24 protein-coding genes are annotated in these 26,616 nt (G+C 59.4%); 5 read left to right on the forward strand and 19 right to left on the reverse strand.

The window, feature by feature from the left end:
- The first annotated feature begins 194 nt into the window (after positions 1–194).
- Together ACW9IR_RS08310 and ACW9IR_RS08315 are read left to right on the forward strand one after the other, a co-directional pair.
- Positions 195–1,229, forward strand: coding sequence for an alpha/beta fold hydrolase (locus tag ACW9IR_RS08310; protein ID WP_457462676.1), 1,035 nt, complete (start codon positions 195–197; stop codon positions 1,227–1,229).
- Positions 1,230–1,404: 175 nt separating this feature from the next.
- Positions 1,405–2,070 carry a DsbA family oxidoreductase gene (locus tag ACW9IR_RS08315; protein ID WP_457462678.1) on the forward strand — a complete coding sequence of 222 codons (666 nt, stop codon included), beginning with the start codon at positions 1,405–1,407 and terminating at the stop codon, positions 2,068–2,070.
- Between the two features lie 187 nt (positions 2,071–2,257).
- On the opposite strand, the gene ACW9IR_RS08320 is transcribed toward ACW9IR_RS08315, so the two are convergent.
- The 15 genes from ACW9IR_RS08320 to ACW9IR_RS08390 form a co-directional block, all read right to left on the reverse strand.
- The gene (locus ACW9IR_RS08320) at positions 2,258–2,596 is read right to left on the reverse strand and encodes a GlpM family protein (protein WP_150794611.1); all 339 of its coding nucleotides are present in this window, start codon (positions 2,594–2,596) and stop codon (positions 2,258–2,260) included.
- Positions 2,596–3,924 (reverse strand): two-component response regulator AauR, encoded by a 1,329-nt coding sequence (aauR, locus tag ACW9IR_RS08325; RefSeq protein ID WP_016986628.1) that lies wholly within the window; start codon positions 3,922–3,924, stop codon positions 2,596–2,598. The genes ACW9IR_RS08320 and aauR overlap by 1 nt, the downstream gene beginning before the upstream one ends.
- Positions 3,921–5,822 carry a two-component sensor histidine kinase AauS gene (aauS, locus tag ACW9IR_RS08330; RefSeq protein ID WP_095122381.1) on the reverse strand — a complete coding sequence of 634 codons (1,902 nt, stop codon included), beginning with the start codon at positions 5,820–5,822 and terminating at the stop codon, positions 3,921–3,923. Before aauS ends, aauR begins: the two co-directional genes overlap by 4 nt.
- 170 nt (positions 5,823–5,992) lie before the next feature.
- The gene (locus ACW9IR_RS08335) at positions 5,993–6,727 is read right to left on the reverse strand and encodes an amino acid ABC transporter ATP-binding protein (protein WP_007963947.1); all 735 of its coding nucleotides are present in this window, start codon (positions 6,725–6,727) and stop codon (positions 5,993–5,995) included.
- On the reverse strand, positions 6,724–7,395 hold the full coding sequence (locus ACW9IR_RS08340; protein WP_003227756.1) for an amino acid ABC transporter permease: 672 nt from the start codon (positions 7,393–7,395) through the stop codon (positions 6,724–6,726). The genes ACW9IR_RS08335 and ACW9IR_RS08340 overlap by 4 nt, the downstream gene beginning before the upstream one ends.
- Positions 7,395–8,141, reverse strand: coding sequence for an amino acid ABC transporter permease (locus ACW9IR_RS08345; protein WP_102900365.1), 747 nt, complete (start codon positions 8,139–8,141; stop codon positions 7,395–7,397). Before ACW9IR_RS08345 ends, ACW9IR_RS08340 begins: the two co-directional genes overlap by 1 nt.
- 193 nt (positions 8,142–8,334) lie before the next feature.
- Positions 8,335–9,261 carry a glutamate/aspartate ABC transporter substrate-binding protein gene (locus tag ACW9IR_RS08350; protein ID WP_110718873.1) on the reverse strand — a complete coding sequence of 309 codons (927 nt, stop codon included), beginning with the start codon at positions 9,259–9,261 and terminating at the stop codon, positions 8,335–8,337.
- A 261-nt stretch (positions 9,262–9,522) separates the two neighbouring features.
- Positions 9,523–10,782, reverse strand: coding sequence for a tryptophan permease (gene mtr, locus ACW9IR_RS08355; RefSeq protein ID WP_457462682.1), 1,260 nt, complete (start codon positions 10,780–10,782; stop codon positions 9,523–9,525).
- Between the two features lie 150 nt (positions 10,783–10,932).
- Entirely contained in the window at positions 10,933–12,261 is a 1,329-nt protein-coding gene (locus tag ACW9IR_RS08360; RefSeq protein WP_457462685.1) for an amidase family protein, read from the reverse strand.
- A gap of 30 nt (positions 12,262–12,291) precedes the next feature.
- Positions 12,292–14,001 carry an FAD-dependent oxidoreductase gene (locus ACW9IR_RS08365; RefSeq protein WP_457462687.1) on the reverse strand — a complete coding sequence of 570 codons (1,710 nt, stop codon included), beginning with the start codon at positions 13,999–14,001 and terminating at the stop codon, positions 12,292–12,294.
- 20 nt (positions 14,002–14,021) lie between these two features.
- Positions 14,022–14,507: an aromatic-ring-hydroxylating dioxygenase subunit beta gene (locus ACW9IR_RS08370; RefSeq protein ID WP_095122369.1), complete on the reverse strand. Its 486-nt coding sequence runs from the start codon at positions 14,505–14,507 to the stop codon at positions 14,022–14,024.
- On the reverse strand, positions 14,488–15,786 hold the full coding sequence (locus ACW9IR_RS08375; protein WP_102901016.1) for a Rieske 2Fe-2S domain-containing protein: 1,299 nt from the start codon (positions 15,784–15,786) through the stop codon (positions 14,488–14,490). Before ACW9IR_RS08375 ends, ACW9IR_RS08370 begins: the two co-directional genes overlap by 20 nt.
- A 13-nt stretch (positions 15,787–15,799) precedes the next feature.
- Positions 15,800–16,732: a flavin reductase family protein gene (locus ACW9IR_RS08380; RefSeq protein ID WP_102901017.1), complete on the reverse strand. Its 933-nt coding sequence runs from the start codon at positions 16,730–16,732 to the stop codon at positions 15,800–15,802.
- A complete protein-coding gene (locus ACW9IR_RS08385) occupies positions 16,729–17,145 on the reverse strand; it encodes a DUF4440 domain-containing protein (RefSeq protein WP_102901018.1) in 417 nt (138 codons plus the stop codon). The genes ACW9IR_RS08380 and ACW9IR_RS08385 overlap by 4 nt, the downstream gene beginning before the upstream one ends.
- Positions 17,126–18,493, reverse strand: a complete 1,368-nt coding sequence (locus ACW9IR_RS08390) for an MFS transporter (RefSeq protein WP_102901019.1) — start codon at positions 18,491–18,493, stop codon at positions 17,126–17,128. Before ACW9IR_RS08390 ends, ACW9IR_RS08385 begins: the two co-directional genes overlap by 20 nt.
- 105 nt (positions 18,494–18,598) lie before the next feature.
- Here ACW9IR_RS08390 and ACW9IR_RS08395 point away from each other — a divergent pair, with 105 nt between their 5' ends.
- The gene (locus tag ACW9IR_RS08395; RefSeq protein WP_102901021.1) at positions 18,599–19,486 is read left to right on the forward strand and encodes a LysR family transcriptional regulator; all 888 of its coding nucleotides are present in this window, start codon (positions 18,599–18,601) and stop codon (positions 19,484–19,486) included.
- Between the two features lie 294 nt (positions 19,487–19,780).
- Here ACW9IR_RS08395 and glpD read toward each other — a convergent pair whose 3' ends face one another.
- The 4 genes from glpD to ACW9IR_RS08415 form a co-directional block, all read right to left on the reverse strand.
- The gene (glpD, locus tag ACW9IR_RS08400) at positions 19,781–21,319 is read right to left on the reverse strand and encodes a glycerol-3-phosphate dehydrogenase (RefSeq protein WP_102901022.1); all 1,539 of its coding nucleotides are present in this window, start codon (positions 21,317–21,319) and stop codon (positions 19,781–19,783) included.
- A gap of 263 nt (positions 21,320–21,582) precedes the next feature.
- A complete protein-coding gene (locus tag ACW9IR_RS08405; RefSeq protein WP_007916700.1) occupies positions 21,583–22,338 on the reverse strand; it encodes a DeoR/GlpR family transcriptional regulator in 756 nt (251 codons plus the stop codon).
- A 95-nt stretch (positions 22,339–22,433) separates the two neighbouring features.
- Positions 22,434–23,936, reverse strand: a complete 1,503-nt coding sequence (gene glpK, locus ACW9IR_RS08410; protein WP_038369082.1) for a glycerol kinase GlpK — start codon at positions 23,934–23,936, stop codon at positions 22,434–22,436.
- Positions 23,937–24,013: 77 nt separating this feature from the next.
- Positions 24,014–24,865: an MIP/aquaporin family protein gene (locus tag ACW9IR_RS08415; protein ID WP_102901024.1), complete on the reverse strand. Its 852-nt coding sequence runs from the start codon at positions 24,863–24,865 to the stop codon at positions 24,014–24,016.
- Between the two features lie 362 nt (positions 24,866–25,227).
- Between ACW9IR_RS08415 and ybaK the strand changes: the two genes are divergently transcribed.
- Positions 25,228–25,698, forward strand: a complete 471-nt coding sequence (ybaK, locus tag ACW9IR_RS08420) for a Cys-tRNA(Pro) deacylase (protein ID WP_003227741.1) — start codon at positions 25,228–25,230, stop codon at positions 25,696–25,698.
- 98 nt (positions 25,699–25,796) lie between these two features.
- Positions 25,797–26,579 carry a PhzF family phenazine biosynthesis protein gene (locus tag ACW9IR_RS08425; protein WP_110718864.1) on the forward strand — a complete coding sequence of 261 codons (783 nt, stop codon included), beginning with the start codon at positions 25,797–25,799 and terminating at the stop codon, positions 26,577–26,579.
- Positions 26,580–26,616: the final 37 nt, after the last annotated feature.

The following is a 26,616-nucleotide window of genomic DNA, read 5'->3' on the forward strand; positions in this document are numbered from 1 at the left end:
CGAGTTGTGAAGCGGCGGATCCGCTTCTTGGCGCCACCATTGAACTGAAAACCCGCGAACCCATGGCGGTACATAGTTATCGCCGCACGACCGCTCGGCACTCTTCATCAAACTGTCATCGAACTGTGGCAGCGCACTTGTACAAACTTCATCAGACTCGCGCTCTACTGGGGTTCTGCGTTTCGGTGTTTTTCATGGCTAAGGGTTTTTTATCGGTCGCGGCTTTGTTGGCCGCGATTTTTTTCGGATCGTCGTCGTGGGCGGCGGCGCGTTGTGATGTAAACGTGCCGACCGAGCATGCCGACCTGGCGCAGGTGAGCCTGGCTTACCAGAGCATCGGTCGTGCGTCGGATCCTGCGTTGTTACTGGTCATGGGTCTGGGTGGGCAGTTGATCCACTGGCCGGACGAAGTGGTGGTCGCGCTATGTCAGCAAGGCTTTCGGGTGATTCGCTATGACAACCGCGATGTCGGCCTGTCAACCTGGCGTCAGGCGCCGGTGGAAGCCAATCTGACGTTCGAAGTGCTGCGCTACAAGCTCGGTCTGCCGGTGGCGGCACCGTACAGCCTGACGGACATGGCCGACGACGCACTGGGTTTGATGGACGCGTTGCACATCGAGCAATTCCACGTACTGGGCGCGAGCATGGGCGGGATGATCGCCCAGCACATGGCGGCCATGGCGCCGCAGCGGGTCGAGAGCCTGACGTTGATCATGACCACCTCTGGTGCCGAAGGTTTGCCGGCACCGAGTGCGGCGCTGGTCCAACTTTTATCGCGACGCGGTGCAGCGAATCGTCAGGTGGCACTGGAGCAACAGGCTGATCTGCTGGCGGCACTGGGCAGCCCGGCGGTTACCGATGATCGCCAGGTCTTGCTGCATCAGGCGGCGCTGTCGTATGACCGAGCGTTCAACCCGGAAGGTGTGAAGCGCCAGATCATGGCGATCCTCGCCGAGCCAAGTCGGGTGGCCTTGCTCAACCAATTGCGCGTGCCGACGCTGGTGGTGCATGGCACGGCAGATCCATTGTTGCCGGTGATGCACGGTGTCCATCTGGCGGCGCATATTCGTGGCAGCCAGTTGAAGTTGATTCCTGGCCTGGCGCATCGTTTTCAGGAGGCGTTCAAAGAGCCGTTACTGGCGGCGGTGTTGCCGTATTTGCAGGCGCATCGTGAAGACACTTCGCACTGGGCGCAGATTGAGCCGGCGGTGGGCGGGAATCTGCTGTAACCGACAGTTGGCGGTGTTGGTGATGCCCCTTCGCGAGCAAGCTCGCTCCCACATTTGGAATGCCTAGCCCTGTGGGAGCGAGCCTGCTCGCGAAGGGGCCGCTATGGTCACCAAAAAATCTGGAGCAGGTGTATCGTGCAAACTTTCCCGCACGATTTCCCCTGCGAGGTATTTGATGAATTCCGCTCTGAAAATCGACTTTGTCAGCGACGTGTCCTGCCCTTGGTGCGTCGTCGGTTTGTATGGCTTGCTCGAAGCGTTGGAGATCCTGCGCAACGAAGTGCAGGCCGAGATCCGTTTCCAGCCGTTTGAGCTGAATCCGAAGATGGGCGCCGAAGGACAGAACATCACCGAGCATATTCAAGAGAAATACGGCTCGACGCCGGAGCAGTCGCAGAAGAATCGCGAAGCCATTCGTGCCCGTGGTGCTGAATTGGGTTTTGCCTTTCGCACCGATGGCAACAGCCGCATCTACAACACCTTTGATGCACACCGCTTGCTGCATTGGGCGGGGCTTGAAGGTGTGCAGCTACCGTTGAAAGAGGCGCTGTTCAAGGCGTATTTCAGTGATGGCGGCAATCCGTCGGATCACCGGCAACTGGTGCAGATTGCGGAAAGTGTCGGGCTGGATCGTCAGCGGGCCGAAGCTGTACTGGCGTCGGACGAGTTTGTCGATGAGGTGCGCGAAGAAGAGCAGTTGTGGCTGCAGCGCGGGGTGAGTTCGGTGCCGACCGTGGTGTTCAACGGGCAGTATGCGGTGACGGGCGGGCAGCCGGTGGAAACGTTTGTCGGGGCGATTCGGCAGATTATGGCGGAGTCCAAGGGCGGTACCGTCAACTGAAGAGCAAAAGCCCCTCACCCTAACCCTCTCCCAGAGGGAGAGGGGACTGATCGGGGGATGCTGGAGTGATACGCCGACCTGCACGTGCTGTACCGAATCCATAATCGACTCGGTTTTTCAGGTCGATGTCAGACGCGAGACACTGCGATCGGCCCCCTCTCCCTCTGGGAGAGGGCTGGGGTGAGGGTCAGCTGTGCAGGCGAACCCAAACAGTCACCAAAACAGTGGCAGCCATCAGCCACGCGACCGCCGCCACCGCCAGCGATGCCTCCAACCGCATCCGATCGACCATCACATACAACGTCGCCAGATACACAAAGTACGGAATGATCGACCACATCCCGAACACGATCGTGGTCTTCAAATCCTCAATCGAACGCCCCTTGCCGACGATGTAATGCGCAATCAGCGCAAACGTCGGAAACAGCGGCACCAGCCCGGCGATGTAATAGTTTCTGGTTTTCGACAGCGCCGCGATGATCAGTACTACCGCGGCGCCCAACAGGGCTTTGAAAAACAGATCCATCAGTGGCTCAACCCGTACTTTTTCACTTTGTCGAACAGCGTGGTCTTGGCCATGCCCAGCTCAAGACTCGCCTGAGTCAGGTTGCCACCGCTGCGTTGCAGGGCATCGCTGAGCAGGTTGCGTTCGAACGCTTCCACCGCTTCGGCAAACGCCAGGCCTTGGCCAGCGCTGCCGGCGCCGGACTTTTTGAACGCCGGCAGACCGAGGGCGAAACGTTCGGCAACGTTGCGCAGTTCACGCACGTTGCCCGGCCAGTCGTGGCTCATCAGGTTCGACAGGGTCTGGTTGTCCAGTTCCGGCAGCGCGCGGTCGAAACGCAGGGCCGACTGCTGGGTGAAGTGCTCGAACAGTTGCAAAATGTCTTCACGGCGCTCACGCAGTGGCGGCAATTCCAGCGTCACCACGTTGAGGCGATAGTACAAGTCGCTGCGAAATTCGCCGGCCTTGCTCGCTTCGTCGAGGTCGGACTTGGTCGCCGCGATCACTCGGCAATCCACCGCCACGCTCTGGTTCGAGCCGAGGCGTTCGAGGGTGCGTTCCTGCAACACGCGCAACAGTTTGATCTGCAGCGGCAGCGGCATGCTCTCCACTTCATCGAGGAACAATGTGCCGCCATCAGCGTGTTCGATCTTGCCGATCCGGCGTTTACCGGCGCCGGTGAACGCGTTGGCCTCGTGGCCGAAGATCTCGCTTTCGAAGAGGTTTTCCGGCAGACCGCCGCAGTTCAGCGCGACGAACTGTTTGCTGTGGCGCCGACTGAAATCGTGCAGGCAGCGGGCGACCAGTTCCTTACCGGTGCCGGTTTCGCCTTCGATCAACACGTTGGCCGAAGTGTCGGCGACGTTGGCGATCAATTCGCGCAGGTTCTGCATCGCCGGTGAGCGGCCGATGATGCGTCCCTCGAGCGAATCACGTTCGGCCAGTTGCCGACGCAGCGATGACACTTCGCGAGCAAGACTGCGTTGCTCCAGCGCTCGCCGCGCGACGTCGACCAGACGCTCCGGCGAGAACGGTTTTTCCATGAAGTCATAAGCGCCTTTCTGCATCGCGCCCACGGCCATGGAAATGTCGCCGTGGCCGGTGATCAACACCACCGGCAGGCTTCGATCGCGCTGCTTGAGGCGGGTCAGCAGTTCCAGGCCATCAATGCCCGGCAAGCGAATGTCGCTGATGACGATGCCGGCAAAGTTGTCGCCGACACGCTCCAGCGCTTCCTCGGCACTGCCGACGCCGACGCAGGGAATATCTTCCAGGGTCAGCGCCTGTTGGCAGCCGAGCAGCACATGGGGGTCGTCTTCGACGATCAGCACACTAAGGTCGTGGTTCATATTGGCTCGGCAGGAGTAGGGCTTACCAACGGTAAACTGAGGACGAAGGTGGTGCCACCGCTGGCCGGGTGTTCGACACCCAGATGCCCGCCGGTGGCGGCCGCGAGGCTGGCGGAAAGGGTCAGGCCCAGGCCCAGGCCTTGCTCGCCGGGCTTGGTGGTGAAGAACGGCTCGAACAGATGCTTGCGCGCTTCGGCGTCGATGCCGTGGCCGTTGTCGCGCACGCGCAGGCGATACTTGGCGTTGAACTCTTCGCCCTCCAGCCACAGTTCGGGCTGTGGTTGCGCCTGCATGGCGTCGAGGGCGTTGCCGATCAGGTTGACCAGAATCTGTTCGAGGCGGGTCTGGTCGATCTGCACTTGTACGTCGACGAACTGACGATGCACGTCCAGCCCCGAGGTTTCCACCCGCGCGCCGAGCACTTGCAACGCGGCATCGACCGCTTTGCCAAGACTGGCCTGGCCCTGATCGTCCCCACGGCGGGCGAACGAGCGCAGGCTGGCGGTGATCCGGCCCATGCGGTCGATCAGGTCATTGATAGTCTTCAGGTTGGTGCTGGCGACGTCGAGCTGACCGCGTTCGAGGAAGCGTATGGTGTTGCCCGACAGCGTGCGCATCGCGGCCAGCGGCTGGTTCAATTCATGGGCAATGCTGGTCGACATCTGGCCGATGGCGGCGAGTTTGCCAGCCTGGACCAGTTCATCCTGCGCGCGGCGCAAAGTCTCTTCGGCCTGGCGGCGTTCGCGGATCTGGCTTTTCAGTCGCTCGTTGCTGGCGCGCAGGTCGGTGGTGCGTTCGGTAATCCGACGCTCCAGTTGATTGTTGGCTTCCTGCAAGGCTTCGCGGGCGGCAAGCCGAGTGGCGATGACCTTGCGCCGCTCGTTCCAGGCGATCAGCAGGAAGGCCACCAAGGCGAACGCGACGGCAACGAGAATGCCTTGGTTGATCGCTTCGCGGCGCAAGTCCTGTAATGGCGTGAGCAGGGTGAAATTCCACGGCGTGTCGCTCAGCGGTCGGGTCTGCGCCAGATAGCTGATGTCATCCTCGCCGGACTGCACTTCGCTGTTGGCCGGGAAGGTGAGTTTCTCCACGCCTTCGGACAGGGTTTCGCGAGCCAACGGTTGCAGTTCGTTGAGCGGGAACCAGTAGTACTGCAGGCTGCGGGCGAGTTTTTCCTTGGTGGCTTCACTCAAGGGAATCACTGCTTTCAGGCGCCGGGCCGGATCGCTGGAGAGAATGATGATGCCGTTTTCATCGCTGACGAAGGCTTCCAGACGCGCCCGTTGCCAACGTTCTTCCATGGCTTCCAGGCGCACTTTGACCACGGCGACGCCAATGATCTTGCCATGCTCTTCGAGGCCATGAGCGAGGTAGTAACCGGGTTCGCCGTTGGTGCTGCCGATGCCGTAGAAACGCCCGGGTTCGCCGCGTACGGCTTTCTGGAAATAGGCGCGGAAGGACAGGTCTTCACCGAGGTAACTGTCGACATCGCGCCAGTTGCTGGTGGCCATGACGCGGCCGGTGGTGTCCATGACGTAGATGGCCCGACTGCGACTGCGCCGGTTCAGGCCTTCGAGGTAAGCGTTGACCGTTTCCCGGTATTGCGGGGTCGGGTCAGCCAGCAACTGCGACACACTCGTTTCGAGTTCCAGCAGGCTGGGCAGGTAGGTGTATTTGCTGATCTCGCTTTCGACCGCGCGGGCATGCAGTTCCAGCTGACGCTGGCCGTTCTCGCCGAGGCTGCGAATGCCGAAATGCTCACTGGTCCAGAAGCCGATAAAACCCAATCCGATCATCAGGATGATGACCAGCGGCGGCAGGAACAAATGACGAATCAGACGAGGCTTCACGGCAAGTGATGGCGGCGCGGCGCGATAGAGATTGGGGTCGCATTTCATCACAGTTGCCTTGGGTCAACCACCACACTTGCAGGCTCACCGCAGTCCCTGTGGGAGCGAGCTTGCTCGCGAAGAGGGCGGATCAGTCAACGTCAATGTTGAATGTCAGTCCGCTTTCGCGAGCAAGCTCGCTCCCACAGGGATCAGTGTGATGGCGCAAGTACTCGGTTTCAGTGCTGCAGGATTTTCTCGAGGAAGTGCTGCGCGCGTTCGGAGCGAGCACTGATGTCGCCGAAGAATTCCTCTTTCGGGCAGTCTTCGATGATCTTGCCGGCGTCCATGAAGATTACGCGGTCGGCCACTTTGCGGGCGAAGCCCATTTCGTGGGTCACGCACATCATGGTCATGCCTTCGTGGGCCAGTTGCACCATCACGTCGAGCACTTCGTTGACCATTTCCGGGTCGAGCGCCGAGGTCGGTTCGTCGAACAGCATGACGATCGGGTCCATCGCCAGCGCCCGGGCAATCGCCACACGCTGTTGCTGACCACCGGAGAGTTGCCCCGGATGCTTGTGGGCGTGTGCCGACAGGCCAACGCGCTCGAGCAGTTGCAGACCTTTCTTGGTCGCCTCTTCCTTGCTGCGGCCCAACACCTTGATCTGCGCGATGGTCAGGTTTTCGGTGATGGTCAGGTGCGGGAACAGTTCGAAATGCTGGAACACCATGCCCACGCGCGAACGCAGTTTCGGCAGGTTGGTCTTCGAGTCGGCAATCGAGGTGCCGTCGACGACGATGTCGCCTTTCTGGAACGGCTCCAGCGCGTTGACGCATTTGATCAGGGTCGATTTGCCGGAACCCGACGGGCCGCAGACGACGATCACTTCGCCTTTTTTGACCTCGGTGCTGCAATCAGTCAGCACCTGGAAGTCCCCATACCACTTGTTGATGTTCTTGATAGAGATCATACGGCGAACCTTTTTTGCAGACGCTTGACCAGCAGCGAGGCGGAAAAGCTGATGATGAAGTAGACGACACCGGCGAAGATCAGGAACTCGTTGGACCGGCCAATGATGTCGCCGCTGGAGCGGGCGGAGTTGAGGAAGTCCACCAGGCCCACGGTGTAAACCAGCGAGGTGTCCTGGAACAGAATGATCGACTGTTGCAGCAGCAACGGCGTCATCTTGCGGAACGCCTGGGGCAGGATGATCAGACGCATGGTCTGGCCATAGGTCATGCCCATCGCTTGCGCGGCAGCCATCTGGCCTTTGGGGATCGACTGCACACCGGCGCGGACGATTTCGCAGAAGTACGCGGCTTCGAACATCATGAAGGCCACGACGCAGGAGGTGAACGCACCGATCGGCGTGTCTTCACCGGTGATCCAGCGCAGCACGAACGGCACCGCCAGATAGAACCAGGTGATCACCAGCAGCAGCGGGATCGAACGGAAGTAGTTCACATAAGCGCCGGCCACCCGCGACAGCAGTTTGCTCGACGACAGGCGCATCAGCGCGAGGATCGTCCCCAGCACGATGCCGCCGACCACGCCCATGACCATCAACTGCAAGGTCATGACCATGCCGTTCCACAGGCCCGGAATGGCGGGGATGATGCCGCTGAAATCGAAGTCCATTATTTACCCCCCACGGAGATCAGGCCGGGCACTGCGACTTTCTTCTCGACCATGCGCATCAGCAGCATCAGGCTCATGTTCAGGGTGAAGTAGATCAGCGTGGCCAGGGTGAAGGCTTCAAACAGGTTGGCCGAGAACTCAGCGGTCTGTTTGGTTTGCGCCAGCAGTTCCATCAAGCCGATCAGGGACGCCACGGAGGAGTTCTTGAAGACGTTGAGGAATTCCGAGGTGAGCGGCGGAATGATGATGCGGTAGGCCTGGGGCAGCAGCACGTTCCAGTAGATCTGCGGCAGCTTGAAACCCATGGCGCGGGCGGCGGCTTCCTGGCCGCGTGGCAGCGCCTGGATACCGGTACGCACTTGTTCGCAGACACGGGCGGCGGTGAACAGGCCCAGGCAGACGACAACGCTCAGGTAAGCCGAGGTGGTCGGGTTGAGGTCCTGTTTGTACCAGTCCTGCAGGTTTTGCGGCAGCAGGTCGGGTACCAGGAAGTACCAGATGAACAGCTGAACCAGCAGCGGCACGTTACGGAACAGTTCGACGTAGCAGGTGGCGATGCCCGATACGATGCGGTTTGGCACCGTGCGCATGACCCCCAGAATGGAGCCCAGCAGCAAGGCGATGATCCATGCCACGATGGCAATGGCAATGGTCCAGCCCAAACCGGAGACGTACCAGTCGAGATAAGTCTCGCTGCCGACGCCGGTGGACTTGAAGAACACGCCCCAGTCCCAGTTGTAATTCATTAGGGTCTCCCCTCGAAATCGATCGATGTACAAGCACCCGCGTGGGGAAGATCCTTTCCCGCCTGACGTTGAACGCCAGGCACACGCGATCGGCTCGAAAACCGCCAGGTCGAGTGTTCCACTGTATAGCCAGCAGGTAGTAACAGACGCCTGAGGGAGGGTGGCTCCCTCAGGAGATAAGGTTAGTCAGTAATCAGATTTTTACGTCAGGCGCCGGCTTGTCGCTCGGGTTGGCGATCAGTCCTTTTACCTTGTCGCTCATCGGGAAGTTCAGGTTCAGGCCTTTTGGTGGAATCGGGCTCTCGAACCACTTGCTGTAGATCTTGTTGATCTCGCCAGACTTGTACAGGCCAACGATGGCGGCATCGACCGCCTTCTTGAAGGCCGGGTCGTCTTTGCGAACCATGCACGCATAGGCTTCGAAGGACTGCGGAGTACCGGTGATGATCCAGTCAGCCGGTTTCTTCGCCTTGGCTTCTTCGCCGGCCAGCAGGGCGTCGTCCATCATGAAGGCAACGGCGCGGCCGCTTTCCAGCATGTTGAAGGATTCGCCGTGGTCTTTGGCGGAGATGATGTTCATGCCCATCTGCTTGTCGGCGTTCATCGCTTTGATGATGCGCTCGGACGTGGTGCCGGCGGTGGTCACGACGTTTTTGCCTTTGAGGTCGGCAAAGTCAGCGTAGGACGGCTTGCCATCCTTGTCTTTCTTGACCAGCAGACGGGTGCCGATTTCGAAGATGTTGACGGTGAAGTCGACTTGTTGGGCGCGTTCGGCGTTGTTGGTGGTGGAGCCGCACTCGATATCCGCGGTGCCGTTCTGGATCAGCGGGATACGGGTTTGCGAGGTGACCAGGTTGTATTTGACCTGCAGGTCTGGCTTGTTCAGGTCTTTTTTCAGGGCTTCAACGATGGCCACTTGAATGTCGTGGGAGTAGCCCACTGGTTTGCCGGAAGCATCGGCAATGTAGGAAAACGGAATGGAGCTGTCGCGGTGAGCGAGTGTGATGGTGCCCGAATCGTTGATTTTCTTCAGGGTGCCGGTGAGTTCGGCGGCGAAAACTGGCGTGCTGATCAGAGCGGCCGCAATGGCTGCGCCCAGGATATGGGGAACGATGCGCATCAAATTTTCCTCGAATTGTTTTTTTTATGGAGCCAGTTCGTCGGCCCTTTTGTGCTTCGAATGCCTGACGGCTCCTGAAGTGTTGGCTCAACAGGCATTCGTCGAGAGAGTGTAGAGCATGAGTCGTGCCAGACCAGTCGCTGATAGCTAACCTGATGATTTATAACGTTATTAAAGTTTTGTGGCGGTATTTTTCACCTTAGCTGATCCGGTTAACCGAATCGACCGTGAAGTCGCGTTCGGAAAACCGAACGAGACACTTCAGCGCCACACCGGCAGACAATCAAACACGAACAACAAATGGGATACCGCGCAGATCACTCCGAAAAACAGCACCAGCGCGATCATCGGCGTGCCGCCCCACACGCGATAGCGCGGGCTGCCGAAGCGTTTGCGCGAAGCCCGCGCCAGCAGCGCCGGGGTGATCACCGCCCACAACGTTGCCGCCAGACCGGCAAAGCCGATGGCATGCAGAAAACCTTCCGGCCACAGCAAGCCGCAAAGCATCGGCGGCACGAAGGTCATGGCGGCGGTCTGCAAGCGACCGAGGGGACTGTCATCGAAACCCAGCACATCGGCCAGGTAATCGAAAAGGCCAAGGGTCACCCCGAGAAATGAACAGGCCACAGCGAAGTTGGAGAAAAACGTCAGCAGCAGATCGACGTTGGCGCTGTTGAGCCGTGCCCCCAGTGCGCTGATCAGCACATCGATGTTGCCACCGCGCTGGGCGATGTCCTTGAACGTGTCGCGGGGAATGTTGCCCATGCTGCAGAGCATCCACACCAGATACAGCGCCAGTGCGATCAAGGTGCCGCCAACCAGACAGGCGCGAATTCGCTGCGGGTCCTTGCCGTAATGCTTCATCAGGCTCGGCACGTTGCCGTGAAAACCGAACGAAGTCAGGCAAAAGGGCAGCGTCACCAACAGATAAGGCCAGTAGTGGCTGTCGCCGCCGTTCAGATCAAGCAGCGTGGTGCTTTGCACATGGCCCAGCAAACCGCCGAAGGTCAAAAAGAATGCGAGGATTTTTGCCCCGAACACCAGCGTGGTCATGCGACTCACCGCCGTGGTGCTCAACCAGACAATGAACGCCACCAGCAGCGTGAACCCCAAACCGCCGGCGCGCGATGACCACTCCAGCCCGAAGGATTGCGCGGTGTGATGAATCACTGAGCCGCTGGCGGAAATGTAGGCGTACGTCAGGGTGTAGAGGACAAACACAATGCTCAAACCGTTCAAACGGCTCCAGCTACGGCCGAGCAGATCGCGGGTGATCGTGGAGAAACTCGCGCCTTCGCGGTAGTTGAGATTGGCCTCGAGGATCATCAAGCCTGAGTGCAAGGTGCAGAACCAGGCAAACAGCAGCACGGCGACGGAGCCGCAGAACCACAGTCCGGACATGATCACTGGCAGCGAGAACATGCCGGCACCGACGATGGTGCCGCCGATGATCATGGCGCCGCCGAGGATCGACGGCGAGCGTTCGACTGCGGGAATGGAGGATATTGAGGTGACGCGCATGGCAAGGCCTGCAATCTGAATTGTTATAGGTGCATCGACGCAGAGCCCTTGTGGGAGCGAGCCCGCTCGCGATAGCGGTCTGGCAGACAAAGGTGATGTCGACTGACACGACGCCTTCGCGAGCAGGCTCGCTCCCACAGGGATCGTGGTTCAGGCGATGTTGAGCAAACGAGCTAACCGTTGAACATTCGCCAGCAAAAAGCCGTCCTGCCCCGGCAACGCATCGAACGACAAACCCACTGGCAACTCACCCGCCGCCGCGACCGGAACGCTGATACTCGGCGCCGCCAGGTTGCTCGCCGGGTCGGTGTTGCGCACGAAGGTTTCGAAGTTGCTCTCATCCGCGCAAGCGCTGAGCAGTGGCGCGCTGCAAGTGACGGTCGGGTAAGCCAGCAGATCCAGTTGATGGCGGCTGAAGAGGGCGCGGTATTCCTTCTCCAGACGCAGCTTGCTCATCAATGCCTGCACGTAGTCGGTGTAGGAAATCGCCGGGCTTTCCAGTTGCGCGGTGAGGATTCTCTTGATCGCCGGGTCGCGAATCTGCGCGAGGATGTCGAGGAACTGTTCGCCGCGTCCTGCTTTCATCAGGAAGCGTGGAAAGTCGATGAAGAACTCGTAGATCGGCAGCGGAAACTGAATGCTCTCGTTGATCTCGCCAATCATTGCATCGTCGACCGGCACGATGATCACACCGCGATCGGCCAAGGTATCAATGGCCGCGTGGCAATCACGCCGCACATTGTCGGCGAGCTCGGCCCAGAGAAAACGCTCGGGAATGCCGATGCGCAACGGCCGGGTTTCAGGCTGATGCAGCCTGCCGGTCAATTGCGCGTGAACGAACTGACAATCTTCCACGGTGCGGGTCAGCAGGCCCGGAGTGTCTTTGGTTTGCGACACCGGGACGATGCCGTCGACCGGATATACGCCGGTGGTCGGGCGGAACCCGACAATCCCGCAGAACGCCGCCGGTATCCGCACCGAGCCACCGGTGTCAGTGCCGACCGCGCACGCCACCAGTCCGGCAGCGACAGCCGCGGCACAACCACCGCTGCTGCCGCCGGCACTGTAGCGTTCGTTGACGGGGTTGATCACGGCACCATGAGAATGGTTGGCCGAGGTCACGCCAAACGACAATTCGTGCATGTTGTTCTTGCCGACAATCTGCGCGCCCAATTGCCGAAAGCGCTCGACGATGCCGGCATCGACCTGCGGCACATAGTCGGCCAGGCCGGGGGTGCCGGCGGTGGTCGGCATGCCGCTGACGTTGATGTTGTCCTTGAACGACACCGGCAGGCCATACAGTGCGCTGTCGCGTTCGGCAGCATTTGCCTTGAACGCTGACGGGTCGAAGGTGATGAAACTGTTCAGGTGTTGCATCTGCCCGTGGCGCTCGCGCAGGGCGCGCTGCCAGGTGTCCGGGCAGTGTTGGCCACTGCGAAAGCCATTGACGAGCTGTTCAATAGAAAGCTGGCTGTACATGGATGATTCTCGGCGTAAAAAGGGACTGGGTCAGCAGTAGCGGTACTGCGAGTGCAAGTCGTCGAGCGGGTTACCGGCAATCAAATCGCCGCCCAGGCTGCTGATCACCGCGCACGCGCCATTCAGCGCGGTTTGAATCGCGCCCTCGGCCCAGCCACCGGTGAACGAGGCGCCGCAACCGGCCAGGTACAAACCGGTGTCCTGTTGCGGATCGAGTGCGGTGCGGAACTGATAGAACAGGCGCTCGGAATAAATATCGTCGCCGGGGAAGTTCAGCTTGAAAGCACCGAGTGCGTGCTTGTCGGTCAGCCAGTCGTATTCCAGAACGTAACGCTGGTAGTCACCGTCCAGCGGGAGCAGATGGCTGGCAAATTCCGGCGCGCTCATCGCCAGTTCATCGACCAGACGCAGGCAGCGTTGCACCTTGTCGGTCATCGAAACCATCTTGTGCGAGTCGTCTTCCCAGGTGTAACTGATCAGCACCACGCCCCAGGAATCCGGATCGTGCGGCGCGTAGTCGAGGCAATACACACCCTTGACCAGGGTGTCGGTCTGGATGTTTTGCGCCAGGCCATGTTTGAGCCAGAACTTGTCCTTGGTCAGGATGAACAGCTTGGATGAGCCGACCATGTGCGTTTCGTTGATCGCCCGCGCGACGTCGCGATTGACGAAGGCCTGGTTCTGCGTGAGCTTGAGGTTCACTTGCAGGGCGCGGGTCGTGGTGGTGGTGATGACGCGGTCGCAGGCATAGGTTTCGCCGTTGCTGCCAGCGAGCAGAATTTCGCCCTTCGCCCCTTTGTTGATCGATTCGATGCGCGTGCGGCAAATCATGTCGCGCACCTGAATACCGTTGAACTCGGTCTCGGCAATCCGCTCGGCCAGCGAAGAAATGCCGTTGGGCACCAGACGCTGATTGACCTCCAGCGCATTCACCACCAGCCGCAGGATCTCGGTGAACGAGGCGCGGTACACCGACTGGAAACCGCCCGAGCCAATGCCCAGCGAGCCGAACAGGTGGAAGTCTTCGGGCTTGCGCCACGGTTTGCCGCCGGGCGGCTTTTTGCCGGTGAAGATGCGCACCATCGCCGAGTAAAACGAGCTGTCGCCGAAGCAGTCCAGATAGCGTTGCCACTCGGGCTGCACTTCGCAGTAGTTGTGCTGCTTGAGCAATTCGGTGATCAGCAGCGGTGGCGCCAGACACGTGCCGTCATCGAGGGTGACGCCCTCGCTGAGAAACGCGATCCAGCCCTGGTGCACGGTGCTGAACAGCGCTGGCGGCGGTTGCATGGCTGCCCAGTGATGGGCTTCGCCGCGGTAGTGAATTTCAGTGTCGACGACGCCCGGGTCGGGAAACGCTTCGGTGGTCTGGATGCCGAAACGATTGAGGTAGTGAAACAGCCCGACCTCACTCGGCGGAAAGCGCATGGCGCCCATTTCCGCGATGAATTGTGGCTGCTCCTCATCAAAGCACTGCGTCAGCAGACGCCCGCCAACATGCTCAGGTTCGGCTTCAAACAACGTCACGCGACGCGCACCGGCGCGCAGCAATTCGTAAGCGGCGACCAGCCCGCTGAGGCCTGCACCGACGATGCCGATGTGTTTTTCGGCAGTTTCCGCTGGCAGGTAACCAATGGCCTCATCGGCACTGCGCAGGAACTGGCCATAGTCATACAGCAGATCGACGTAGGGAAAAGACAGGCACGCGGACGCCTGACTGCAATCATGGGAAATAGGCTTCACAGGGGGGAATTCTCGATCGATCAGATAATGAGCTGCAGGCTTTCAAGGGCGCGTGCGGGGTTGAGCAAGAGGATCTTCTTGCCGTGGATTTTCCACGTGCCATCGATGTTGATCAGTTGATGTTCGACGGTCACCGGGTAGTGCCATTCGTTGTCGCCGCGGGCTTCGCAATAGAGCATGTTGGAGCTGGCGAAAGCGCTGAATGAGGCTGCGTCGAGGGTGATGCGCGGGCGCTGGGCGATGTGCAGGCTGCGACTCTTCGGTTGCTGGGAAAAGTTGCGCGCATTGGCCAGCCGGTTGATCCGCAGCGTGGTCAGAAAGCGGTCTTCATACACCAGCGACGATTCGTGCAACGGGCTGACCTGCTCACGGGTCATGGGAATCCAGTAGTGGTAGTCATCGCTGAGCAGTTGTTGCCAGGCGTCGAAATCCTGCTGGTCGAGCAAGTGCAGTTCGGTCTCGATCAGTTGCTCGATGGCGTGGTGATTAGATTGATCGTGTTGCATGGTCGTCCCGCATCAAGTGCTGCCAACTGTTATAGAAATTACGCATGGCCATTTCGCTGGTGCCGGACACCACTTGGGTCTGCGCATAGGATTCGTTCGGGCTGAACAGGCGGGCGACGTTGACCCATTCGTTGGCGTCGCTGCCCAGGCCTTCCATGGCCCGTTCGTACATTTCCACGTCGTCGTGGGCGACCATCGAGCACGGCGAGTTGATCAGGTTGTTGTACTGCACGGTTCTTTCCAGCAACTGCACGGGGGCGCCTTGCAGTTCGAAGATCCACGACTCGACGATGGTTTCGCGGGCGCTGACCGGTTTGATCACGCGCAAGGTCTGGATCGGTCCCTTGACCATCAGGTTGGGGAAATACACGGTGTTGTGGCGGGTGTCGTCGAGGATTGCTCGGGCCTGCTCTTCACCGTAGCTTTCGACCATCTGTTCCCAGTAGCCGGGTATGTCGGTGTACGCCTTGTGGATCGAATTACTGACCCCGGTGTGCCCGTGGCCGTTGGCCCAGACGCGAATGCCCATGCCGGCGAAAAACTCGTAGGAGGCCATGAACGGCGAGAACAGTTCGACCGCCATCGGTGGCTTGCCCTGATCACCGGTTTCCTGCCACAAGCGAATGGCTTCGCCGGCCGAAGATTCGTGGGCGATCATCGGGTGGCAGGTGTCGGTCTGGTTGTCGACGACCATTTTCCAGTTGCAACGATGGCGGTGCAGCAATGGCTGGCCGATCACTTTCAACTGGCCTTGCGGCGAGCGCATGACCATGTTGTCCAGCGTCGACAGCGACTCGCCGAAAAACGCCTCGAAACCGATGCCTTGTTCCGTCAAACGGACAAAGACGAAGCCGCGATAGTTGTGCACCGCGTTCACCGGGCGCATGCCTTTGTGCGCAGAACAACTGCTGAGGTCGCAGTCGTCGTATTCCTTTTTCACTGGAATGCTCAGCAGTTCGCCGTCAGTCTTGAACGTCCATGCGTGGTACGGGCAACGCATGAAGCGGCCGACATTGCCGCGCGCTTCGGCCAGCACTTTCACGCCTTTGTGCGGGCAGCGGTTGTGCAGCACGACGATGGCGCCGTTCTTCTGCCGCACCATCGCCAGTGGCTGTTGCGCGAGGGTGGTGGTGAAGTAGTCGCCGGTCTCGGGGATCAGGCTGTCATGACCCAGGTAACACCAGCTCGCGGCAAATACGCGCTGCTGTTCCTGTTCGAAAAGCGCCTGATCAAGGAACAGAGATTTATGCACTTCTCTGCCATTGAAATAGTTGTCCAACGGGGTGTCCTCTCTAGATCGCCAGCTTCAGGCGTGGGCTTTTCGCCCGTGAAACGCAGGGATAGATCCGTGCGCTACAGGCAGCTTCTTGTTCGCTCATGATGAAATCACGGTGGTCGACTTCACCTTCCAGTACGTCCAGCGCACAGACGCCGCATTCACCACGACGGCAGTCGTACAGCGGATCGAGTCCGGCCGCCTCCAAGGCTTCGAGCAGCGACTGTTGCGGGCCGACATTGACGCTGACGCCGGAGTCGGCCGCCTCGATGACAAAGCCTTGCGCGGCGTCATCGCGGGCAACGTTGAACACTTCCAGATGGATCTGCTCCCGTGCCAGGCCAACGCTTTCGGCGTGGCTGAGCACGGCGCTGAGCATCGCCGCCGGGCCGCAGACATACAGACGGTCATCGGCGCTCAGGTCGGCAAGGAGCTGACTGATCGCCGGACGGCTGCCGGAAAAGTGCAGCTGCATGCGTTCCTGCAGCTGCGCTTGCAGGTCCTGGGCGTAGGCCGCGTCGACGTCACTTTTGGCGAAGTAGTGAAGCTGCGGCATTCGCTCAAGCGATTGCAGATGGCGCAGGATGCCGGTCAGCGGCGTGATCCCGATGCCGCCGGCAATCGCGATATCGCGGCCGCTGCTGACGTCGAGCGGGTAGTTGAACGTGTTGAACGGGCCTTCGAGTTCTACCCAGTCATTGACCGCCAAGGTGCGGATGTACTGGCTGCTGGCGGAGTCCGGCGAGAGGCGGATGGCGAAGGTGAACTGACCATCCGCAACCTCGTTCACATGCACGGTCGAGTAATGCCGACAACCCTCCAGCCCCGGGATCAGCCATTTGAAATGCGCACCCGCGTGGGTCATGGCCGTCAGGGTTGCCGGGCCACTGACGGTAACTTCCTTGATCGACGCCGAGAGCATCCGGCATTGAGTGACGGTGAATTTCATGCAGGCTGTTCCTGACTGATCGGCGTTTCGTGCAGGTACAACCATTGGACGTCATGGTGCTGGACGCGAAGGATCGCGACCGAGATGCGCGACGTTTCTATCTGGTTCAGGCGATGGCTTTCCTTGTAGCGCAGGGCCACGGTCGAGCCTTCGTGCCAGACCGTGTGCAGGTCGCTGATCAGAATCTCCAGACCTTTACGGGCACCGACGGCACCGCTGAACAGTTGCTCGACTTGCGCGCGACCGATCACGGCGGCCGACGTGGTGACCATGCTGAAGTGTTCGGCGAACACCGCCATCAGCGGCGCGATGGCCTCTGCGCCAGCACCGTCGGCATCGGTGAAGACGCGGTGAATCAATTCGTGCACGTGGTGAATACTGTGTTGCGCTCGTTCAACCAGGTTGTTGTTCATGGCATTCCTTTGGAGGGTTCAATTGACTCATCTGAAACAGCGGGAACAGCCCGACCAGTGCCGCAATCGCGAATGTCGCGTGGTAGGCCTGTGTGGTGTCGAACTGCTTGAGCAGCACATTGAAGATCATCAGAAACAACGCGGCACCGAGGCTGAAAGACATCTGCCGATTGATGTTCCAGATCACGCTGGCCTTGTGCGTATCACCGCCGGCGAAATCCATCAACGAGGTGGTTTGCGCGGTGTTGGCGCCGATGCCACCGCCGATGCCCATCAAGCTGTAAGCGATGACGATCACCCACAGGTCCGTCGGCGCGTTGACCAGCATCAACGTGGCGATGCCGGCGCTGTGCAGCAGCATGCCGAGGGTGAACAGGCGTTTCGCGCCGACGCGGTTGTAGACCCGGCCGCATATCGTCATCGCAATGAACGCGCCGATGGCGTAGAGGATCATGAACATCCCGGTCAGCCGGGCGCTGAAGTGCAGGGTGTTTTGCAGGAAGAAAATGCTCATCAGGTTGACCCCGGTGAACACGCCGGGAATCGCGTAATAGATCAAGATTGAGGTGCTGAGTTTTTTGCTTTTGAGCAGGCTCAGTTCGATGATCGCGTTGCTGCAGCGGCGGTAGTGCCGCAGGTACAGCGCGATAAACAGCAAGCCCGCCGCGACACAGCTCAACGCGGCCAGCGCCGGGTAGTCGCCGCCGTACAGCGACATGCCCATCAGCAGGCTGGCGAGCGCGGCACTGACCAACAGCAGGCCTTTGATGTCCGGACGTGGCAGGTCCGCTGGTTTGCTTTCCTTGATCCACAACCACGACAGCCCGGCGGCGATCAGCGAGAACGGAATGTTGCTGTAGAACACCCAACGCCAGGAGCTGCTGTCGACGATGATGCCGCCGACCGTTGGCGAAATGGCCGGGGCAATCAGCGCGACGGCCATCACCAGTGTGGATATCTTGGCCCGCTGCTCGCCCTGAAACAGATTGAAGGTCAGCGCCTGACCGACCGGAATCAGCAAGCCACCACCGACGCCCTGCACGAACCGCCAGATCACCAGTTCATGGAAACTGTCGGCCATGCCGCACATCCACACAGAACCGGTGAACACCAGCATCGACGCAGTGAGAATCTCGCGGCTGCCAAAACGTCCGGCCAGCCAGGTGCTGACCGGAATAATCAGGGTCAGGCCAAGAATATAAGCATTGGCGACCCACGCCACTGATGAAGTACTGACCTGTAAAGTTGCCGATATACTCGGCAAAGCCACAGCCGACATGAATATGTTTATACAGTCAATAAAAAAGCCGATCAAAAAGATCAGCGCAATCTTGTAGCGATAGTTCATGTTGTATCCCCTTTGCCGCGCAGCATAGGGGCGATGGACTTGAAGTGTCGATACGACTATGCTTAAAACAATGTTTGACAGGATTTAACAGTGAGCCATAGCGCCATGCACTCTCATCTTAATCGGGTCCAGACGTTCCTCGCGGTGGTGGATTTTGGTTCTTACACCAAAGCTGCAAACTATCTGAGTATCAGCAAAGCCATGGCCAGCCTGCATGTCAAGGCGCTGGAAGAGGTTTTGTCGGCGACGCTGTTGATCCGTAATACCCGCAATATATCGCTGACCGAAATAGGTCAGGAGTTTTATGAGGAGTTCAAGGGTATTGTCGCGGACATCGACAATGCGTTTGATAATGTTCTGAAAGGTAATAATCGGGTGTCCGGAAAGTTACGGATTAGTTCAACCAGTGAATACGGTGAAAAGTATATTTTGCCGTTGATCCCACTGTTCTCCGAGCGTTATCCGGAAATTCGCCTGTGCTACAACTTTAACTCTTCATTGAATGATCTGGTGGCGGAAAAGCTTGATCTGGTGATTCGTCTGGGCAACTTGGCGGACTCGGCATTCAAGAGCCGCAAGTTGGCTGATTATGAAATCGTGCTGGTCGCCACCGAGCAATTTCTCGCCCGGCATCCGGTGCGGGAACCGCAGGATCTGAACAGCGTGCCGTGGATTGCCAACAGCAATTTGCAGGCGCCGACCCAGTGGACATTGCGTCATGGGTCAGGGCAGGGCGTCGAGGTTGGCGGTACCAGCCACTTCGAGTCGAACTCGTCGACGGCGATTCGCTCGATGACGTTGTCGTCGCTGGGCGTGTCGGTTCTGCCGGCGTGGGTGGTGGCAGATGACATTGCCGCCGGACGTCTGGTGCGCTTGTTGCCGGAGTATTCGCTGCCTTCGCAGTCAATCAATGTGGTATTTCCCAACACCCCGCATCTGCCGCACAAGTCGCGGGCGTTCATTGATTTTCTGTTGTTGCATTTGGCGCAGTGATCCCGGCCCAAAAGCCCCTCACCCTAGCCCTCTCCCAGAGGGAGAGGGGACTGATCGTGTTGCCCTTGCGAGTTACGCCGACCTGAAATATCGAGTCGACCTCAGAATTTGAAAAGTTCCCGATCGGCTCTCCCTTTCCCTGTGCGGTATTTGAACGACCCCCGATCGGCTCCCTTTCCCCCTCGCCCCCTGGGGGGAGAGGGCTGGGGTGAGGGGGGCTGGATTTCATTGGCACAACAAAAAGCCCCTGAATCTCACAACTCAGGGGCTTTCATCCAAACGACGATCCGACAATCAGGCCGCTTCGATCTTGCGGTTCTGTTCAACCTTGCCCAGATACGCCGCCAGTTTTTCCTGCTCAGCCGGCGTCGTGAACAAGCCGAGTTTACTGCGGCGCCACAGAATGTCGTGGGCAGTGGTTGCCCACTCTTCGCTGCACAGGTAATCGACTTCACGGGTGTAGAGCCCGCCGCCGAGGTGTTCGCCCATGTCTGCCAGAGTCTCCACGCCTTCGAGCATGCGCCAGGTGCGGCTGCCGTAGGTGGTGGACCAGCGACGAGCGATCTCGGTCGGCACGAAGTCGAACTTGTCGCGAATCTGCGCACACAAGGCCTGTGGCGTGGTCATGTCTTCGCCGCCGGGCAGGGTAGCGGTGGCGGTCCAGCTCGGGCGCATCTGGGTGAAGAACGGCAGCAACTGCGCCATCGCCGACTCAGCGAGTTTGCGATAGGTGGTCAGCTTGCCGCCGAATACCGACAACAGTGGCGCTTCTTCGCCGCCGGCCGACAAGGCCAGGGTGTAATCGCGGGTGACGGCCGACGGGTTGTCGGATTCGTCGTTGCACAGTGGACGTACGCCCGAGTAGCTGTGCTGGATGTCGTCGCGGCTGATCTGCTGCTTGAAGTGCGCGTTGACCACTTTCAGCAGGTAATCGGTTTCGGCATCGGTAATCGCCACTTTTGCCGGATCGCCAGTGTATTCACGGTCGGTGGTGCCGATCAGAGTGAAGTGGTTGTTCAGGTACGGAATGGTGAAAACGATGCGCTGATCTTCGTTTTGCAGAATGTGCGCGTGATCGCCTTCATACAGCTTCGGCACGATGATGTGGCTGCCCTGAATCAGACGGATGCCGTACGGCGATTCCATCTTCAGATCGTCACGAATGAATTTGGCAACCCATGGGCCGGCGGCGTTCACCAGCGCTTTGGCGGTGATCGAAAACAGGCTGCCGTCGGCACGTTCCAGGTTCAGGTGCCACAGGCCCTTGGCGCGGCGGGCGCTGACGCAGCGCGTCTGGGTGTGCACGTGGGCGCCTTTTTCGCGGGCGGCCATGGCGTTGAGCACCACGAGGCGGGCGTCGTCGACCCAGCAGTCGGAGTATTCGAAGCCTTTCTTGATTTCGCTTTTCAGCGCGCTGTCGGCACCGAACTTCAGGCTTTTCGAACCCGGCAGTTTTTCGCGCTTGCCGAGGTTGTCGTAGAGGAACAGGCCAGCGCGGATCATCCACGCCGGGCGCAGGTGCGGACGGTGCGGCAGCACGAAGCGCATCGGTTTGACGATGTGCGGCGCCTTGGCCAGCAGTACTTCGCGTTCGGCCAGCGCTTCACGCACCAGACGGAACTCGTAATGCTCGAGGTAGCGCAGGCCGCCGTGGATCAGTTTGCTGCTGGCCGACGAGGTGTGGCTGGCCAGATCGTCTTTTTCACAAAGGAACACCGAAAGCCCGCGACCGGCGGCATCCGCTGCGATCCCCACACCATTGATCCCGCCGCCGATAACGGCGATGTCGTAGATCTCGGAGAGTGGGGGCGTACGCAAGGTAGAGGTGGACATCGGCTGGCCTCGGGTTCTTTTGATTTTCTATATTGGAAATCGAACATGAATGTTCATTTGCGAAAATGGTAGCCCATAAACACGCGCGCAGCCAGTCACGTTCGATTGAAAAAACTCATCGAAGGGCAGAGAAAGGAAAATATTCGAACATTAAAAGCAAAAGATCGTCCGATCGCGGCCCGAGCCTTCGGCAGCTCCTACAGGTCAAGTGAACCTATGTAGGAGCTGCCGAAGGCTGCGATCTTTTGATCTTGGGGGGGGGGCTAAACGACTTCCAGGCGAATCTTGTGCTGACTCAACAACTGCGCCAACGCCGGCACCGGCTGCTGATCGGTCACCAGGCAATCAATCAGACTGATCGGCCCCAACCGAATCATGGCGTTACGCCCGAACTTGCTGGAGTCCGCTGCCAGAATCACCTGCCGCGCATTGGCAATGATCGCCTGGGAAACCCGCACTTCCTGATAGTCAAAGTCGAGCAAACTGCCGTCTTCATCAATACCGCTAATCCCGACCAGCGCGAAATCAACCTTGAACTGATTAATGAAATCCACGCTCGCCTGACCGACAACACCGCCATCACGACGAACGTTGCCGCCAGTCAGCAGCACATCGAAATCATCCTTGGCACTGAGCATCGACGCCACGTGCAGGTTGTTGGTGATGATTTTCAGGTGATTGTGATTGAGCAGGGCGCGGGCAATCGATTCGGTGGTCGTGCCGATGTTGATGAACAGCGAGGCGTGATCGGGGATCTGTGCGGCGATGGCTTCACCGATGCGTTGTTTTTCATCGCGCATCTGATCGGCGCGCATCGCATAGGCAGTGTTTTCGACGCTGGAATCGTAGGCGGCACCACCATGGTAGCGACGCAGCAGATTGGCTTCCGCGAGCTGATTGATGTCGCGGCGGATGGTTTGCGGGGTAACAACGAACAGCGTGGCCATTTCCTCGATGCTCACATAGCCGCGTTCGCGGACCAGCTCGAGGATTTGCTGCTGACGGGGAGGCAGATTCATGGGGCTTCCTTTGGGCTGCCGTGCAAAATTTGCCCATGATGCCGCAGGAATCCGCTCCCTACCAGTTAGATGCCTATCTGGATCTGAAGGTTGGCTTATTCAGCGTCTTCACGCGCCCAGTCACGGGTGCGGCTGACGGCTTTTTTCCAGCCTTTGTACAGCTTCTCTTTCTCCACTTCGTCCAGGCTCGGTTCGAACTCGCGCTCGATCACCGCTTTACCGCGCAGTTCGTCCAGGCTGCCCCAGAAACCGCACGCCAGACCGGCCAGATACGCCGCGCCGAGTGCGGTGGTTTCGCGCATTTGCGGACGCTCGACCTGCGTGCCAAGGATGTCGGCCTGGAACTGCATGAGGAAGTTGTTCGCCACCGCGCCACCGTCCACACGCAGGGCCTTGAGGCGTTCGCCGGAGTCCTGTTGCATGGCGTCGAGGACGTCGCGGGTCTGGTAGGCGATCGATTCCAGCGCCGCGCGGATGATGTGATCCACGCGTACGCCGCGCGTCAGGCCGAACAGCGCACCACGGGCATACGGGTCCCAGTACGGCGCGCCAAGACCGGTGAACGCCGGCACCAGGTACACGCCGTTGCTGTCCTTCACTTTATTGGCGAAGTATTCGGTGTCGTGGGCGTCGTTGATGATCTTCAGTTCATCGCGCAGCCACTGCACGGTGGAACCGCCGTTGAATACCGCGCCTTCCAGCGCGTAAGCGACTTCGCCACGCGGGCCGCAAGCGATGGTGGTGAGCATGCCGTGCTGGGATTTCACCGCTTTGTCGCCGGTGTTCATCAGCAGGAAGCAGCCGGTGCCGTAGGTGTTTTTCGCCTGGCCCGGCTCGACGCACATCTGCCCGAACAACGCCGCTTGCTGGTCGCCGGCAATACCGCCGATGGCAATGCCGCTCTTGGTGCGACCGTAGATTTCCGAAGAGGCCTTCACTTCCGGAAGCATCTCGCGCGGGATGTCGAGGATCTCGAGCATCTTCGAATCCCACTCCAGCGAGTGGATGTTGAAGAGCATGGTGCGCGAGGCGTTGGTGTAATCGGTGACGTGCACCTTGCCGCCGGTGAATTTCCAGATCAGCCAGCTATCGACGGTGCCGAACAGCAGTTCGCCGTTGCGCGCACGCTCGCGGCTGCCCTCGACGTTGTCGAGGATCCACTTCAGTTTGGTGCCGGAGAAGTACGGGTCGGTAACCAGACCGGTGTTGTCGCGGATGTACTCTTCGTGGCCATCGCGCTTGAGTTGCTGGCAGATCTCGGTGCTGCGCCGGCACTGCCAGACGATGGCGTTGTACACCGGGCGGCCGGTGGTCTTGTCCCAGACCACGGTGGTTTCGCGCTGGTTGGTGATGCCGATGGCAGCAACCTGATCGTGGTGCAGACCGGCCTGGGCCAGCGCTTCAACCATTACTGCGCTCTGAGTGGCGAAGATTTCCATCGGGTCGTGTTCGACCCAACCGGCCTGTGGGTAATGCTGGGCGAACTCGCGCTGCGCGGTGCAGACCACGTTCGCGTCGCGGTCGAAAATGATCGCCCGGGAGCTGGTCGTACCCTGATCAAGGGCAATGATGTAGTTCTTATTCTGAATGTCGGTCATGTCGATTGCCTTGGACGAAATAAGGGAGAGTGGGCCGTGGCGCAGGCTCTAAAGGGCAGGAACCCGCGCCGACTGTTTCAAGAAGTTCTTGGTTTGCCGTCAATGGCCGGTTCTGCATCCTTTGTAGCAGGTGTGGCGTCGGTCAGGTGGCGGGCGATGAGCCCGCGATACCCGGCAGCGCCGAGGCAGGCACCGACAATCGGTGCAAAAATCGGAATCAGGAAGTACGGAATATCGCGCCCGCCAGTGAAGGAAATTTCACCCCAGCCGGTAAAGAAAGTCATCAGTTTCGGACCGAAATCGCGTGCCGGGTTCATCGCGAAACCGGTCAGCGGGCCCATTGAGCTACCGATCACCGCGATCAGCAAGCCGATCAGCAGCGGTGCCAATGGGCCTTTCGGCAGACCGTTGTTGTCGTCGGTCAGCGACATGATCACGCCCATCAGAATCGCGGTGATGATCATCTCGACCAGGAACGCCTGAGCAGTCGACAGAACGGGATTCGGGAAGGTCGAAAACACCGAGGCCAACTCAAGGCTGGCGGCCGAGCCACGGACCATTTGATGAGTTTGTTCGTAATCGAAGAAAAGATTGCTGTACAGCGTGTAAACCAGCAGCGCGCCGCAGAAGGCGCCGGCGATCTGCGCAAGAATGTAGAACGGCAGTTTGCGCTTTTCGAAGTCGGCGAAGATTGCCAGAGCGATACTCACGGCCGGGTTCAGGTGCGCGCCAGAAACGCCAGCAGTGAGGTAGATCGCCATGCTCACGCCGACGCCCCAGATGATGCTGATTTCCCACAGGCCGAAGCTGGCGCCCGCGACTTTGAGCGCGGCGACACAACCGGTGCCGAAAAAGATCAGGAGGGCAGTACCCAGAAACTCGGCCAGGCATTGGCTCGAGAGCGTTGGTTGCTGTAAAGCAGTTGTCATTGAAAACCTCGTTTTTTGTTGTTGTCTGGCGCGATGCCGTCAGGGCAGGGCGCGATTTTCCCCGGTCAGGAATCCCCATTCCTTTCCCGGTTTACTGCTGAATGCTGCGGTGATGATAATTCTTACATTATTCAGATTCGAAAAAATATAGACAAGAAACAAACCTGTCAAAGGTCGAAAGTGAACCGTCGGTCACAATAAAACTATTCGTTGTGTGAATGATCCTGTGTCGTCCACGCGCGATGGTGTTTGCAGAATGTCTGCAAGCCACGGGAATCGTGGCTTGGGATAGAGCCTTTTAGGGGCTGATCACCTAGAATCCGGCACAGTGTTTTTCCGCCACTGCCGAGCCCGGAGCTGCCATGACCCCTGCGTTGGACTTGTTGAAAAAAGTTCGTGCCGAACATCGCGTGCACAGTTACGAACATGACCCAAAGGCCGCGTCCTACGGGCTGGAGGCCGCAGAAAAACTCGCGCTTGAGCCAGCGCAGGTGTTCAAAACCCTGCTGGCGGCCAGCGAAAAGGGCGAGTTGCTGGTGGCAGTGGTGCCGGTCGTCGGAAGCCTCGACCTCAAAGGTCTGGCGCATGCGGCAGGCGTGAAAAAAGTCGAGATGGCGGACCCGGCGGCCGCACAGCGCTCGACCGGTTACCTGTTAGGTGGTATCAGCCCTTTGGGGCAGAAGAAGCGCCTGCGCACCTTCATCGATAACTCGGCTCAGGGTTTTGCGACTATTTATGTCAGCGCCGGGCGGCGAGGGCTGGAGGTTGAATTGGCACCTGCCGTGCTCGCCGAACACACCCAGGCGAAATTTGCCGATATTGGCCGCGCGTAACGTTCACCTGCACTGTATGAAGAAAATTCGCCGGTTCTGTCACTGGCGCTGAGCGCCTCGCGGTTGCATGCTCTGCCGACTGACTTAGGGAGAAGGTTATGCAGCTCGAGTTTCATCAGGTCGACGCGTTCAGTGATCGACCGTTCAGTGGCAATCCGGCGATGGTCTATCGGCTGGATGCCTGGCTTGCGGATGAGCTGATGCAGAAGATCGCCGGCGAACATAACCTGGCGGAAACCGCGTTTCTGGTGCGCGAGGGATCGGCCTGGCATATCCGCTGGTTCACCCCGACCACTGAAGTGCCGTTGTGCGGGCACGCCACGCTAGCCAGTGCACATGTGTTGTTCGAGATCTATAAGGAAACCGCCGAGCGTATCGACTTCACTTGTAAGTCCGGCGCGCTGAGCGTCACTCGTGAAGGTGATCGGTTGTGGCTGGATTTCCCGTCGATCGTGCCGTCAGAGATTGGTGTGACGCTGGACGTCGAACGAGCATTGGGCGTTGAAGCCATTGATGTGCTCGGCTCTAACGAGCTGTTTGTGGTGCTGGAGTCAGAGCAGGCAGTGCTTGATTGCAAGCCGGACATGGTTGCACTCGCCAAACTGCCATGGCTGGGCGCGATCGTTACGGCGCGGGGCAATCAGCACGATTTCGTTTCGCGCTATTTCGCGCCGGCGATTGGCATCAATGAGGATCCGGTGACCGGGTCGACGCATTGCAGCCTGATTCCGTATTGGTCGAAGCGACTGGGCAAGTCGAGCCTGACCGCGTATCAGCGTTCGGCGCGGGGTGGGGAGTTGTTCTGTCGGCTGGAAGGTGAGCGGGTGAAGATTGGCGGCAATGCAACGCTGGTTGCCAGTGGAACCCTGATCCTCGGTTAAAAGCTAAAAGATCGCAGCCTTCGGCAGCTCCTACATT

Source organism: Pseudomonas sp. SDT291_1_S447, assembly GCF_054070155.1.

Coding starts and splice junctions, on each gene's coding strand:
- ACW9IR_RS08370 (WP_095122369.1), bottom strand. CDS start 14,507: ATGCAACACGATCAATCTAATCACCACGCCATCGAGCAACTGATCGAG.
- ACW9IR_RS08345 (WP_102900365.1), bottom strand. CDS start 8,141: ATGAATTACAACTGGGACTGGGGCGTGTTCTTCAAGTCCACCGGCGTC.
- ACW9IR_RS08415 (WP_102901024.1), bottom strand. CDS start 24,865: ATGACAACTGCTTTACAGCAACCAACGCTCTCGAGCCAATGCCTGGCC.
- ACW9IR_RS08425 (WP_110718864.1), top strand. CDS start 25,797: ATGCAGCTCGAGTTTCATCAGGTCGACGCGTTCAGTGATCGACCGTTC.
- glpD (WP_102901022.1), bottom strand. CDS start 21,319: ATGTCCACCTCTACCTTGCGTACGCCCCCACTCTCCGAGATCTACGAC.
- mtr (WP_457462682.1), bottom strand. CDS start 10,782: ATGCGCGTCACCTCAATATCCTCCATTCCCGCAGTCGAACGCTCGCCG.
- ACW9IR_RS08320 (WP_150794611.1), bottom strand. CDS start 2,596: ATGGATCTGTTTTTCAAAGCCCTGTTGGGCGCCGCGGTAGTACTGATC.
- ACW9IR_RS08390 (WP_102901019.1), bottom strand. CDS start 18,493: ATGAACTATCGCTACAAGATTGCGCTGATCTTTTTGATCGGCTTTTTT.
- ACW9IR_RS08405 (WP_007916700.1), bottom strand. CDS start 22,338: ATGAATCTGCCTCCCCGTCAGCAGCAAATCCTCGAGCTGGTCCGCGAA.
- glpK (WP_038369082.1), bottom strand. CDS start 23,936: ATGACCGACATTCAGAATAAGAACTACATCATTGCCCTTGATCAGGGT.
- ACW9IR_RS08380 (WP_102901017.1), bottom strand. CDS start 16,732: ATGAAATTCACCGTCACTCAATGCCGGATGCTCTCGGCGTCGATCAAG.
- aauS (WP_095122381.1), bottom strand. CDS start 5,822: ATGAAATGCGACCCCAATCTCTATCGCGCCGCGCCGCCATCACTTGCC.
- ACW9IR_RS08310 (WP_457462676.1), top strand. CDS start 195: ATGGCTAAGGGTTTTTTATCGGTCGCGGCTTTGTTGGCCGCGATTTTT.
- aauR (WP_016986628.1), bottom strand. CDS start 3,924: ATGAACCACGACCTTAGTGTGCTGATCGTCGAAGACGACCCCCATGTG.
- ACW9IR_RS08340 (WP_003227756.1), bottom strand. CDS start 7,395: ATGGACTTCGATTTCAGCGGCATCATCCCCGCCATTCCGGGCCTGTGG.
- ACW9IR_RS08350 (WP_110718873.1), bottom strand. CDS start 9,261: ATGCGCATCGTTCCCCATATCCTGGGCGCAGCCATTGCGGCCGCTCTG.
- ACW9IR_RS08335 (WP_007963947.1), bottom strand. CDS start 6,727: ATGATCTCTATCAAGAACATCAACAAGTGGTATGGGGACTTCCAGGTG.
- ACW9IR_RS08395 (WP_102901021.1), top strand. CDS start 18,599: ATGCACTCTCATCTTAATCGGGTCCAGACGTTCCTCGCGGTGGTGGAT.
- ACW9IR_RS08360 (WP_457462685.1), bottom strand. CDS start 12,261: ATGTACAGCCAGCTTTCTATTGAACAGCTCGTCAATGGCTTTCGCAGT.
- ybaK (WP_003227741.1), top strand. CDS start 25,228: ATGACCCCTGCGTTGGACTTGTTGAAAAAAGTTCGTGCCGAACATCGC.
- ACW9IR_RS08315 (WP_457462678.1), top strand. CDS start 1,405: ATGAATTCCGCTCTGAAAATCGACTTTGTCAGCGACGTGTCCTGCCCT.
- ACW9IR_RS08385 (WP_102901018.1), bottom strand. CDS start 17,145: ATGAACAACAACCTGGTTGAACGAGCGCAACACAGTATTCACCACGTG.